Here is an 11,943-nt window from a genome sequence, read left to right on the forward strand (position 1 = left end):
TCGTTCAGTCGGAGGAACGCGGGTCGAAGGCGTCGCGCAGACCGTCACCGAAGAGGTTGAACGCCAGGACGGTGATGAAGATGGCCAGACCCGGGACGATCACGAAGTGCGGTGACGTGGTGTAGAAGCGCAGCGCGTTCTCCAGCATGCCGCCCCAGGTCGCCATGGGCGGGTTGATGCCCACCCCCAGGAAGCTCAGGGCCGCCTCGAAGAGGATGTTGGTGGGGATCAGCAGGGTGGAGTAGACGAGGATCGGGGTGATGAGGTTGGGCAGGATCTCGCGGAAGACGATGTGGGTGTTGCCGGACCCCAGGCTGCGGGAGGCCTCCACGAACTCGCGTTCCTTGAGGGTGAGGGTCTGTCCGCGCACGATGCGGCCGATGTAGGGCCAGTTGAAGAACCCGATGATGAACACCAGGACACCGATGCGCAGGTAGTTGCCCTCCAGGCCGAAGGCCCCGTCGGGGATGACACCGACCAGGGCGATGGCGAACAGCAGCAGCGGGAAGGCGAGGAAGATGTCCATGGTGCGGCTGATGACGGTGTCGACCCAACCACCGAAGTAGCCGGCGAGGATGCCGAGGACGGTACCGATGACCACGCACACCACGGTGGCGACGGTGGCGACCAGCAGTGAGGTCCGCGCACCGTAGACGATGCGGCTGAACAGGTCGCGCCCGTTGACGGGTTCGACCCCCAGAAGGTGTTCGGCGCTGATGCCGCCCCAGGGGTCGAGTCCTTGGGTGGTGTTGCCGGGGTCGCGCAGCACACCGCCGGTGAGCGGGTCGACGAGCCCCTGGTTGAACTGGTTGGGCGGGTGACCGAACCAGGCTGCGAGCAACGGCGCGCACAACGCGATGAGGATGAGCAGGATGACGATGACGCCGCCGGCCATGCCGACCTTGTCCCTGCGGAAGCGTCGCCAGGCGATCTGGCGCAGGGATCTGCCGGCGGCACCCTCGGCACCCGCCGCGACGGCTTCCGGGTCGGCGTGTTGGGACGACTCGGGCACGTCCATCGGTGTGGTCATGTACCCCCACCCCCGATCTCCAGTAGTGACTACATCACCACGCAGAGTGTGCATCAGTGGTCGTGAGGGTTTCCAGTGTCCGCGCCGAAGACGAACGGGCCGGGCACCCCCTTTTGGGAAATGCCCGACCCGAGCCCTCGTGAGCGGTTCGTTTGTTCGGTGGTTCGCCCGTTCGGCCGTCAGCGGCCGCGCAGGTCCCGGTAGCGAAGGACCAGCGCTTCGGTCGAGGCGTCCAGGCCGGGCACCTCGGCGCCCTCGGTGAGCGCGGGCTCCACCTTCTTGGCCAGGACCTTGCCGAGCTGGACCCCCCACTGGTCGAAGGAGTTGATGTTCCACACCGCCCCCTGCACGAACACCTTGTGCTCGTAGAGGGCCACGAGCTGACCCAGGGTGGAGGGGTCGAGCCGTTCGGCGAGGATCGTGGTGGTGGGCCGGTCACCCGAGAAGGAACGGTGCGGCACCAGTTCGGGGCTCACCCCCTCGGCGGCTACCTCCTCCTCGGTGCGGCCGAAGGCCAGGGCCTGCCCCTGCGCGAACATGTTGGCCATCAGCAGGTCGTGTTGGGGCACCAGCGACTCGGCCAGGTCGAGGGCCGGTCGGGCGAAACCGATCAGGTCGGCCGAAACGAAACGGGTGCCCTGGTGCAACAGCTGGAAGTAGGCGTGCTGACCGTTGGTGCCGGGGGTCCCCCACACCACCGGACCGGTCTGCCAGGTGACGGGACGCCCATCACGTTGGACCGACTTGCCGTTCGACTCCATGTCGAGCTGTTGCAGGTAGGCGGGGAAACGCGCCATGTGGTGGCTGTAGGGCAGCACGGCGTGCGACTGGGCGTCGAAGAAGCCGCCGTACCAGACGCCGAGGAGCCCGAGCAGGAACGGCAGGTTGCGTTCGACCGGTGCGGTGGCGAAGTGGGTGTCCATGAGGTGGAACCCGGCGAGCATCTCCCGGAAGGACTCCGGTCCGATCGCCACCATGAGGGAGAGGCCGATGGCGGAGTCGTAGGAGTAACGGCCACCCACCCAGTCCCAGAACTCGAACATGTTGGCGGTGTCGATACCGAACTTCGCGACTTCTTCGGCGTTGGTGGACACGGCCACGAAGTGACGGGCGATCGCGTCGTCACCGGCGCCGAGCCCTTCGAGCAGCCAATCACGGGCGACGGTGGCGTTGGTGATGGTCTCGATGGTGGTGAAGGTCTTGGAGGCCACCACGAACAGGGTGTGCTCGGGGTCGGCGTCGATGAGCGCCTCGTTCAGGTCGGCGCCGTCCACGTTGGAGACGAACCGGAACTCCAGGCCGCGGTCGGTGTAGGGCAGAAGCGCCTCGTAGGCCATGGCCGGGCCCAGGTCGGAGCCGCCGATACCGATATTGATCACGCGGGTCACCGGCCTGCCGGTGTGCCCGAGCCAGGCGCGCGAGCGCACCTTCTCGGCGAAGCCCGCCATCTTGTCCAAGACCTCGTGCACCTCGGGGACCACGTCCCGGCCGTCGGCTCGGATGACCTGCTCTCGGGGCGCGCGCAGAGCGGTGTGCAGGACGGCACGGTCCTCGGTGACGTTGATGCGTTCACCGCGCAGCATGGCGTCGCGCAGCCCGGTCACCCCGGTGGCGGCGGCCAGGTCGGTCAGCAACCCCAAAGTCCGGTCGGTGACGAGGTTCTTGGAGTAGTCGACGTGCAGCGAACCCACGTCGAGGCCGTAACGTTCGGCCCGCTTCGGGTCGTCGGCGAAGAGCCCGCGCAGATGGGTCTCGCCCAGCCCGGCGCGGTGCTCACGCAGGCGGACCCACTCGTCCCTGCGGTCCAGCGGAGTGCAGGCCTGATCGCCGGTGCCCTCGGTCGACGGCAGGGGTGTGCTGGCAGACATCCGGTGACTCCTCGTCGTCCATGCTCCGGGTGTGCGCGGGTCCACGGTCGCCCGGCCCACGCGCCGCGCCCGGGAATCGGTGGCTGTGCCCCTACCTTCCCACGAAAGGGGTCGACGTCGTGGACCGTGCGGGTGGAGAAGGTCAGACGGGGCTGCGATCACCGCTCTGGTCGTTGCGCGGCTCGCGCAGGCGGGCGATCTCCTCGCGCAGGGACCGCAGTTCGGCGAGGATCTGGCGTTGCCCCTCGTCGGGGCCGCTTTGGGGGCCACCATCGGGTCCCCTCGCGCCCTGGCCCGACTCGCCGCCCCCACCGCCGGCCTCGCGTTCCTCGTGTCCCGCCTTGTCGAGCGCCTCCACCGCGACGGCGATGAACAAATTGAGCGCGATGAGCGTGGACACCAGCACGAAGACCACGAAGAAGACCCATGCCAGGGGTTGGGCCTTCATGACCTCCTTGGCGATGTTCCCCCAACCGTCCGCGGTGAAGATCTGGAAGAGGGTGAACAGGGACGTCCACAGGTCACCGAAGTAGCGGGGGGTGTCGTCGCCGAAGAGCTTGGTGGCCATCACAGCCGACACGTAGAGCAGCAGCGCCACCAGCACCATGATGGAGACCATGCCCGGCAGGGCACGGAAGAGGCCCGCCACCACGTGTCGCAGGGTCGGTATCACCGACAACAACCGCAGGACCCGTAGGACCCGGAGCACCCGCAGCACCGCGAACGGTCCGGTGGCCGGCAACAGCGCGATACCGATGATGATCACGTCGAACCAGCCCCAGGCGTCGCGCAGGAAGTCCTTGCGGTACGCGAAGATCCGTAGGGTCAACTCGACGACGAACAGGGTCAGGATCACCCTGTCGATACCGGTGAGCAGGTCACCGTGTGCCTCCATCACCGATTTGGACGTCTCGAAGCCGAGGATGACGGCGTTGATCAGGATGAGGGTGATGACTCCGGTCTGGAACCAGAATGCGTCGACCAGGGATCGGACCCGTTCGCGTGCGGTCACTAGGAGGGGAACTCCGTCTCTTCATGTCGGACAGGCGACGAAAAATCCTACCGCCGCACACTGCGCCTCGATTCATCCTCGTCGCCCTCGGTACACGGCCCACTGGTGCCCACCGGCGGAAACGGGCATGATCGATGTAGGGAACCGAGGCGAGGGGGCCGCCTGTGACGGAATCCGCGAACACGACCGGAGAACCCGGCGGGGACGCCGAGGACATCGACGCCGAGATGGACGTGGGAGCCCCGGACCAGGACACCGCCGTGGCGGAGTACCTGGAGGAGCACCCGAACGACTACCACATCGAGGAGATCGATGACCACGAGGTACTCGGTATAGACGCGGAGACGCGTCAGGAGGTTCCGGATGAGGCCACCGGAACCGAGGATGAGAACCCGCCGGCTCGGAGCCGCGAGGAGACGTCCCGTCTGTTGCGCGCCGAACAGTACGCCGAACGCGTGGAACGCCGCCTGGAGGGGTGAGCGCTCGCTCGACGCCCCTTGTGGGGCTCGGTGTCAAGGGCCCTCAGCGTTCGGGTTCGCCCCCGAGCGAGGTACCCACGGAGCGCAGGTGGGAACGCAGCCAACGTTCCACCCGCAAGACGTGGGCGGTCGCCGTCGCCCGCGCGGCCTCGGGGTCGCGATCGCGGAGGGCCTCCAGGATGCGCCGGTGGTCCTCGTACAGGTCCCGGGCGATGCCTGCGGCGTCGTGGCCGGCCCAGACCCGTTCGTTGAGGGTGGGCGAGGAGAGCCCGGCGTGCACGGCTGTCAGGGTGGCGTTGCCGGCGCACGCCACGATCCCGCGGTGGAAACCGAGGTCGAAGGCACCGGAGTCGCCCGGTTCGGCGGAGCGGTCGGTGTCCTCCAACCGGTCCAGCATCTCGCCGATGCGCTTCAGGTCCTCATCGGTGGCGCGGGCCGCGGCGATGGCGGTGGCGGCGGGTTCGATCATCCGCCGCACCTGCAATACCTCCAGCAGGGTGGGGTCAGGGGAGACCTCCGAGAGGACCCCGAAGGCCTCCAGGAGGTCGTCGGGACGCAAAGCGGTGACGTACACGCCCGCGCCATGGCGGACCTCCAGGACGCCGAGTGTGGTGAGGATGCGGATGGCCTCGCGCACCGAGCCGCGGGAGACGCCGAAGCGCGCCGAAAGGTCGCGTTCCGTGGGCAATCGCTGTTGAGGTCCTACCTCTCCCGTCGAGATCATCGCCTTGATCTGCTCGACCGTCCGCTGCGCGACCGGCGTGCGCACTCCGTCAACCACGCGTCTCCCCCACCTTTGTCGCTGTGAACACGCTGACATCCTATCCGCTCGGCGCATCGCCCCTCTTGCCCACGGCATCAAGTTGCTGCACAGTGGTCGGACCACTCGGCGTCCCGTATACGCGGCGCGTCGAGCGCCCCGTCGGCGTCGAGCCCCGCATCATCATCGAGTGGGACCGATGGGGCACGAAGGAGGCACATGCGGATCGCGTTGTTCATCACCTGCGTCAACGACACGCTCTTCCCCGATACCGGCCGCGCGGTCGTGCGGTTGCTGGAGCGGCTGGGTCACGAAGTGGTCTTCCCCGCCGGCCAGACCTGCTGCGGCCAGATGCACTACAACACCGGCTACCGAAGGCCCGCGGCCCGCCTCGCGGTGCGCTTCGTCCAGACCTTCGATGGGGCCGACGCCGTCGTGGTCCCGTCCGCCTCGTGCGCGGCCATGGTGCGGGACCACTATCCGAAGCTGGGCCGCACCGGCAGCCGACTGTCCCGGAAGATGGCCGACCTGGGACCTCGCGTGTACGACCTCACCGAGTTCCTCGTGGACGTGCTCCAGGTGACCGACGTGGGCGCGTACTACCCGCACAAGGTGGTCTACCACCCCACCTGTCACGGGTTGCGGTTCCTGGGTCTGGGCGACCGCCCCTACCGGCTGCTGCGCGCGGTACGCGGCCTTGAGTTGTTGGAACTGCCCGGGGCCACCGAGTGCTGCGGATTCGGCGGAACGTTCTCGGTCAAGAACGGCGACGTGTCCGCCGCGATGGGATTCGACAAGGCACGCCACGCTGTGGAGACCGGCGCCGAGGTGCTGTGCGCGGTGGACAACTCATGTCTGATGCACATCGGCGGAACGCTGTCGCGGCAACGGTCGGGCATGCGGATCACCCACATCGCGGAGATCCTGGCGAGCACGGAGAAGGAGTACGCGAACCTATGAGCAGTGCGACGTTCCTGGGCATGCCGCCCTTTCCCGAGGCGGCCCGCGGCGCCGTGGCGGATTCACGCACCCGGCACAACCTGCACAAGGCCACGCACACGATCCGCGGCAAACGCGACGCCGTCGTCGGTGAACTGGGCGACGACTGGCAGCACCTGCGTGCCGAAGGCGAGGCGATCAAGACCCACACCCTGCGCCACCTGGACCACTACCTCGAGGAGTTGGAGGAGTCGGTCCGCCGCGCGGGCGGAACCGTTCACTGGGCGGCCGACGCCACCGAGGCCAACGCGATCGTCACCCGCCTGGTGAAACGGACCGGTGAGTCCGAGGTGGTCAAGGTCAAGTCGATGGCCACCCAGGAGATCGAGCTCAACAACGCCCTGGAGGCTGCGGGCATCACCGCCTACGAGACCGACCTGGCCGAGCTGATCGTGCAGTTGGGCGAGGACCTGCCGTCCCACATCCTGGTGCCGGCCATCCACCTGGGTCGTGCGCAGATCCGGGAGATCTTCCTGGACAAGATGGCCGAGTGGGGCGTCCCCGCACCGGAGGGCCTGACCGATGACCCGCGGGCGCTGGCCGAGGCCGCCCGGGTCCACCTACGGGAGTTGTTCCTGCGCGCGAAGGTGGCGGTGTCGGGCGCCAACTTCGCGGTGGCCGACACCGGCACGCTCGTGGTCTTGGAGTCGGAGGGCAACGGGCGCATGTGTCTGACCATGCCGGAGACGCTCATCTCGGTGGTGGGCATCGAGAAGATCGTGCCCACGTGGTCCGACCTCGAGGTGTTCATGCAGTTGTTGCCGCGTTCCTCCACCGGTGAGCGGATGAACCCCTACACCTCGACCTGGACAGGGGTGACGCCCGGGGACGGGCCACAGGACTTCCACCTGGTGCTGTTGGACAACGGTCGCACCGACGTGCTCGCCGACACCGTGGGGCGCCAGGCGCTGCGCTGCATCCGGTGCTCGGCGTGCCTGAACATCTGCCCGGTCTACGAACGCACCGGAGGGCACGCCTACGGTTCGGTCTACCCGGGGCCGATCGGTGCGATCCTCAGCCCTCAGCTGCGCGGGATGTCCTCGGAGGTGGACCGTGCGCTGCCGTACGCGTCGTCGCTGTGCGGGGCCTGCTACGACGTGTGCCCGGTGGCCATCGATATCCCCGAGGTTCTGGTGCACCTGCGCGAACAGGTGGCGTCCACCGACGCGCCCCTGGGCGAGAAGGCCATGATGGCGGGCGCAGAGGCGGTGTTCGGTTCCTCGATGGCGTTGGACGCGGTCCAGCGCGCGGCCGGTGTGGTGCGCGGCGCGGTGCCCGAGCACCTGCCGGGGCTCGCGGGCAAGTGGACCGACACCCGGGACATCCCCGACATTCCCAAGGGCTCCTTCCGCTCATGGTGGAACGAACGAGAGGAGGGCCGGTGATGGGCGGCTCCCGTGAACGTGTACTGGCGCGGGTTCGCGCGGCGTTGGCCGACGTGCCCGCCGACGAGCCGGTGGAGCGTCACCAACGCCGCTCCTACGCCGACGGCCACTTCGAGGGGGACGCCCTGGAGGTACTGGTGGATCGTTTGTTGGACTACAAGGCGTTGGTGGAGCGGGTACCGGAGGAAGAACTTCCGGTTCGGATCGCGGCTGCGCTGGAACGGCGTGGCGCGGCTCGTGTGGTGGTCCCACCGGGGTTGCCACCGGAGTGGCTGGCCGGATCCTCTGTGGAACGTGTGGGCGATGGGCCCGACGCCCCCTTGTCGTCGGCCGACCTGGACGCCACCGACGGGGTGGTGACCGGTTGCGCGGTGGCCATCGCCGAGACGGGCACCATCGTCCTGGACGCGGGCCCCGACCAGGGCCGCCGGGCGCTGACCCTGGTCCCCGACTACCACCTGTGCGTGGTCCGGACCGACCAGGTCGTCGACGGGGTCCCGGAGGGGGTGCGTCGGTTGGATCCGGCACGGCCCCTCACCTGGATCAGTGGGCCCTCGGCCACCAGCGACATCGAACTCAACCGGGTGGAGGGCGTGCACGGCCCGCGCACCTTGGAGGTGTTGTTGGTGGAGACCCGGGTCTGAGAGCGGCCCGATCGTCGCAGATGGGGGCGGTCGAGGTAGGGCGTGCCTTACCTCGGTGGGTGAGGCACGACCTCGACCACTCCTCCACTCTGCCCTCTCGTGCGAGCCGACCCCGGATCCCTAGCGTTGACGGAAACGGAGTCGACACGAGGGACGGATCGCATGGCATTCCCCCTACGAACGATCGGCGCCCTGGCCGGGGTGCTCGGCCTGGTCACCGTGGCCGGCTGCGGCGCGGAAAGCGCCGTCCTGACCGGTGCCGAGGAAGGACACCCGACTCCGCCCCGGGTGTCCCTGCCCGAACCCACCGGCGAATACGCGGTGGGCGGCACCGAATTCCACCTGATGGACGACGAGCGCGAGGATCCGTGGGTCGACGGCGCCCGGGAACTCATGGTGACGATGTGGTATCCGACCGAGGCCGACACCGGGGAGCGGGCGCCTTACCTGACCGAGGCGGAGGCCGAGGCGACCCTGGCCGAACTCGACCTGGACGACCTCCCCGCCGAGTCACTCATCCAGGTGGACACGCACACCTCACCGGACACCGCTCCCATCGACGAGGCCGATCTGCCGCTGGTGTTGTTCTCCCCCGGCTCCGGGCTCTCCCGGGTGTGGGCGTCCTCGCTCGCCACGGAGTTGGCCTCGCACGGATTCGCGGTGGCGGGGATCGACCACCGGAACGAGGCCGCCCCGGTGGAGTTCCCCGACGGGCTGGTCGAGGAGTGCGTCGGCTGCCAGGCCCAGGACTGGGATCTGGGTGCTCGCACCCGCGCCGCCGACGTCACCTTCCTGCTCGACGAGCTGGAAAGGGGCGAGGTCCTGGAATGGTCGCCCACTTTGAACACCGGGGCCGTGGGCATGATCGGGCATTCCTGGGGAGGCAGCGCGGTCGCCCAGAGCATGTTGGACGAGGATCGGGTGGCCGCCGGAATCAACCTGGACGGGCCCTATTACGCCTCCCAGTTGGAGGGTGAGATCAACCGGCCCCTGGCACTGCTCGCCAACGACCAGGGCAACCCCTGGGAGGGATGGGACGAGCGTTGGGAGGGGCTGACCGGTTGGCGACAGTGGATCCGCGTCACCGACTCGGGTCACTCCAACGCCTTGGACAGAGGCGTGATCATGGACCGGTTGGGGCTGCGCGAACTCCTCACCCCGGAACAGTGGCGAGCACAGTTCGGTGATCTGGAACCCGAGCACGGCGTGCGGCTCACGCGCGACTACTCCACCGGGTTCTTCGACCACCACCTGCGTGGCGGAGAGCAACCGATCCTGGACGACCCGCAGAGCGTCCATCCCGAGCTGGTCGAGGTGGGCCCGGAAGAGTGAGGCCCTTCTCCGCCGGCCGGTGGGGGCGCCGGCACGTCGACCCTGACGTACCGGCGCCCCCACTTTTTCCGTTCACCGCGCCGCACCACCTGCGAGAAGCCTCAAAGCCCGATGGGGTAAGGCTTTCGACCTTGTGGAATCCGCTTTCCCAGGGGGAGAATACGGCTGCCCCGCCACCACGGCGGCCCACCGTGAAGGGAACCCATGACCGACGCCACCCCCGCCATCGACTCGACCGTCCCCCACTCCGCCCGGGTATGGAACTACTGGCTCGGCGGGAAGGACCACTACCCGGTCGACCGTGAACTGGGCGAGCAGATCGAACAGGCCTTCCCCGAGATCGTGGAGATCGCCCGGGCCGACCGGCAGTTCATCATCCGCTCCATCACCCACCTCGCCAAGGAAGAGGGTGTCCGCCAGTTCCTCGACGTCGGGACCGGGTTGCCCACCGCGAACAACACCCACCAGGTCGCCCAGGCTGCCGCGCCGGACGCCAAGGTCGTCTACGTGGACAACGACCCCATGGTGTTGGCCCACGCCCGAGCCCTGCTCACCAGCACCCCCGAGGGCAGCACCCACTACATCGACGCCGACCTGCTCCAGCCCGAAGCGTTGCTGGCCCAGGCACGCGAACACCTGGACTTCACACAACCGATCGCGCTGACCTTCATGGGCACCCTCGTGCACTACCCGGCCGACGACGAGCTCTACGCCCTCGTTCGCACCTACGTGGACGCGCTGCCCTCGGGGAGCTTCCTGGCGCTGAACGACAGCACGAACACCAGTCAGCAGATCATCGACTCGGCCGTCGCGTGGAACCAGAACGCCGCCCTGCCCATCCACCTGCGCTCCCCCGAGCAGGTCGAGGCCTACTTCGAGGGTCTGGAGCTGTTGGAGCCCGGCGTCGTCTCCCTCCCCTACTGGCGTCCCGACCCGTCACGGGTCGGAGAGATCCGTGAGGCCGCCCAGTACGGAGGCGTGGCCCGCAAGCCCTGACATCCACGGACGAAGCCCACCCGTACCGGCCGGTAGGATGGCCTGTCGGTTCAGGTCCCCTTCGACCAGGGAGAACACGTGGGCAGGAAAGGTCGCCGACACGGCACCGACCGGGGCGTCCAAGAGTGGGCCGGGCCCTCCCCCGACGACACCCCCATGGAGGTGATCGGCCAAGCCGTCGACGCCATCGTCGGTCGCCGCGAAGGGTCCGGGGTGGACCTCGCAGCGGCTCGCCTGGCCGACGTGGAGGACACCCACTGGGCGGGGGCTGCCGCGCGCTCGCTCTTCGACACCCTGCTGTTCGGGGTGGCCGACGCCTGGGCACGCGGTTGGCAACCCGCCGAAACCGTCCGCCACGTGCGGCGTGAGGCGGACGCGTTGGCCGCGGCGGTGTGCGCCGACGCCGTCACCGTCGACCTTGAACGCCATTCCCTCGCCACCGTGGACCCTCGATGGACCGAGCAGGTGCGTGCCCTCGGTGTGGACACCGCCCACCTGTCGGAGGAACGACATCTGGACCACCTGTCCGCCGAGCACGGGCTGATGCGGTTCGAGGCGGTCGAGGTGGTGCTGCGGCTGCTGGCGATCCTGCGCACCCTTCCACCGATGCGTCGTCTGGGCCCACCGCCCGGGACGTTCCGGCCCGGCACCCGGGCCCCGGCGGCCGTGGACCAGGGTCGATTGCAGCGGGTTCGGGCGTTGCTGGCCAAGGCCGAGTCCACCGAGTTCCCCGAAGAGGCCGAGGCACTGACCGCCCGAGCCCAGGAGATGATGGCCCGGCACAGCATCGACCTGGCCTTGGTGGAGGCCGATCCCGAGGAACCGGACGCCGCCTCCGCGCGCAGGCTTCCGGTGGACTCCCCCTACGACGAGCACCGTGCCGTGCTGCTCAACGAGGTGGCCGAGGCCAACCACTGTCGTGCCGTGTGGCACCGCGAGCTGGGTCTGAGCACCGTGATGGGTTTTCCCGGCGACGTGGAGGCGGTGGACCTGCTCTACACGTCGTTGTTGGTCCAGGCGGAAAAGGCCATGCGGGTGAGCGGATCGGCTCGGGACAGGTCCGGGCGTGGAGCACGCAAGGACTACCGGGCCTCGTTCATGGCGGCGTTCGCCGTGCGGGTCGGTGAACGGCTCACCGAGTCCGCACGAGCGACCGAGGAGGCGGTCGGCGCCGAGACCGGCACCGACCTGGTTCGGGTGTTCGCCGCGCGGGAGAGCGCGGTGGAGGCCGCCGTGGACGAGGCTTTCGGCGCGTTGACCACCTCGCGGGTACGGGGCCCCGCCGACCCCGACGGGTGGTATGAGGGCAGGGCCGCCGCCGACGCCGCGTCCCTGGGAACCCGCAGCGGTGTCACCCGCTGAGTCCCTCGGTCCGACCGGGATCCGGAGCGGCCGGGTTCCGGCCGGCCCCCTGTCGTGGGAAAACCGGTGGCTTCGG

The 11,943-nt window shown here is 68.7% G+C and carries 11 protein-coding genes; 7 read left to right on the top strand and 4 right to left on the bottom strand.

The genetic code is table 11. From position 1 onward, the window contains the following. Nucleotides 1-4 precede the first annotated feature (4 nt). From ACWGSK_RS20120 to ACWGSK_RS20130, 3 genes are all read right to left on the bottom strand, one after another. Nucleotides 5-1,030 (bottom strand): ABC transporter permease, encoded by a 1,026-nt coding sequence (locus ACWGSK_RS20120; RefSeq protein ID WP_452456419.1) that lies wholly within the window; start codon nucleotides 1,028-1,030, stop codon nucleotides 5-7. Nucleotides 1,031-1,209: 179 nt separating this feature from the next. Further along, complete coding sequence (gene pgi / locus ACWGSK_RS20125; RefSeq protein ID WP_358505242.1) at nucleotides 1,210-2,898, bottom strand: glucose-6-phosphate isomerase; 1,689 nt, start codon at nucleotides 2,896-2,898, stop codon at nucleotides 1,210-1,212. Between the two features lie 142 nt (nucleotides 2,899-3,040). Then, nucleotides 3,041-3,910 carry an ion transporter gene (locus ACWGSK_RS20130; RefSeq protein WP_358505245.1) on the bottom strand — a complete coding sequence of 290 codons (870 nt, stop codon included), beginning with the start codon at nucleotides 3,908-3,910 and terminating at the stop codon, nucleotides 3,041-3,043. Between the two features lie 164 nt (nucleotides 3,911-4,074). Here ACWGSK_RS20130 and ACWGSK_RS20135 point away from each other — a divergent pair, with 164 nt between their 5' ends. Then, entirely contained in the window at nucleotides 4,075-4,389 is a 315-nt protein-coding gene (locus ACWGSK_RS20135) for a hypothetical protein (protein ID WP_452456420.1), read from the top strand. A 43-nt stretch (nucleotides 4,390-4,432) separates the two neighbouring features. On the opposite strand, the gene ACWGSK_RS20140 is transcribed toward ACWGSK_RS20135, so the two are convergent. Beyond that, entirely contained in the window at nucleotides 4,433-5,209 is a 777-nt protein-coding gene (locus ACWGSK_RS20140) for a FadR/GntR family transcriptional regulator (protein WP_358505250.1), read from the bottom strand. A 159-nt stretch (nucleotides 5,210-5,368) separates the two neighbouring features. Between ACWGSK_RS20140 and ACWGSK_RS20145 the strand changes: the two genes are divergently transcribed. The 6 genes from ACWGSK_RS20145 (at nucleotide 5,369) to ACWGSK_RS20170 (ending at nucleotide 11,867) form a co-directional block, all read left to right on the top strand. Beyond that, the gene (locus ACWGSK_RS20145; RefSeq protein WP_358505253.1) at nucleotides 5,369-6,109 is read left to right on the top strand and encodes a (Fe-S)-binding protein; all 741 of its coding nucleotides are present in this window, start codon (nucleotides 5,369-5,371) and stop codon (nucleotides 6,107-6,109) included. Then, nucleotides 6,106-7,533 carry a lactate utilization protein B gene (locus tag ACWGSK_RS20150; protein ID WP_358505256.1) on the top strand — a complete coding sequence of 476 codons (1,428 nt, stop codon included), beginning with the start codon at nucleotides 6,106-6,108 and terminating at the stop codon, nucleotides 7,531-7,533. The genes ACWGSK_RS20145 and ACWGSK_RS20150 overlap by 4 nt, the downstream gene beginning before the upstream one ends. Beyond that, nucleotides 7,533-8,177: a LutC/YkgG family protein gene (locus ACWGSK_RS20155; protein WP_358505259.1), complete on the top strand. Its 645-nt coding sequence runs from the start codon at nucleotides 7,533-7,535 to the stop codon at nucleotides 8,175-8,177. Before ACWGSK_RS20150 ends, ACWGSK_RS20155 begins: the two co-directional genes overlap by 1 nt. Nucleotides 8,178-8,339: 162 nt before the next feature. Beyond that, nucleotides 8,340-9,509, top strand: a complete 1,170-nt coding sequence (locus tag ACWGSK_RS20160; RefSeq protein ID WP_358505262.1) for an alpha/beta hydrolase family protein — start codon at nucleotides 8,340-8,342, stop codon at nucleotides 9,507-9,509. 204 nt (nucleotides 9,510-9,713) lie between these two features. After that, nucleotides 9,714-10,505, top strand: coding sequence for an SAM-dependent methyltransferase (locus ACWGSK_RS20165; protein ID WP_358505265.1), 792 nt, complete (start codon nucleotides 9,714-9,716; stop codon nucleotides 10,503-10,505). 78 nt (nucleotides 10,506-10,583) lie between these two features. Then, nucleotides 10,584-11,867, top strand: coding sequence for a DUF2786 domain-containing protein (locus tag ACWGSK_RS20170; RefSeq protein WP_452456421.1), 1,284 nt, complete (start codon nucleotides 10,584-10,586; stop codon nucleotides 11,865-11,867). The last annotated feature ends 76 nt before the right edge of the window (nucleotides 11,868-11,943 follow it).

It is taken from the genome of Nocardiopsis sp. NPDC055551, assembly GCF_053619415.1.

Bases quoted from the DNA above. Each gene is read 5' to 3' on its own strand.
- ACWGSK_RS20120 (WP_452456419.1), bottom strand. From the start codon at position 1,030: ATGACCACACCGATGGACGTGCCCGAGTCGTCCCAACACGCCGACCCG.
- pgi (WP_358505242.1), bottom strand. From the start codon at position 2,898: ATGTCTGCCAGCACACCCCTGCCGTCGACCGAGGGCACCGGCGATCAG.
- ACWGSK_RS20140 (WP_358505250.1), bottom strand. From the start codon at position 5,209: ATGTCAGCGTGTTCACAGCGACAAAGGTGGGGGAGACGCGTGGTTGAC.
- ACWGSK_RS20145 (WP_358505253.1), top strand. From the start codon at position 5,369: ATGCGGATCGCGTTGTTCATCACCTGCGTCAACGACACGCTCTTCCCC.
- ACWGSK_RS20150 (WP_358505256.1), top strand. From the start codon at position 6,106: ATGAGCAGTGCGACGTTCCTGGGCATGCCGCCCTTTCCCGAGGCGGCC.
- ACWGSK_RS20155 (WP_358505259.1), top strand. From the start codon at position 7,533: ATGGGCGGCTCCCGTGAACGTGTACTGGCGCGGGTTCGCGCGGCGTTG.
- ACWGSK_RS20160 (WP_358505262.1), top strand. From the start codon at position 8,340: ATGGCATTCCCCCTACGAACGATCGGCGCCCTGGCCGGGGTGCTCGGC.
- ACWGSK_RS20165 (WP_358505265.1), top strand. From the start codon at position 9,714: ATGACCGACGCCACCCCCGCCATCGACTCGACCGTCCCCCACTCCGCC.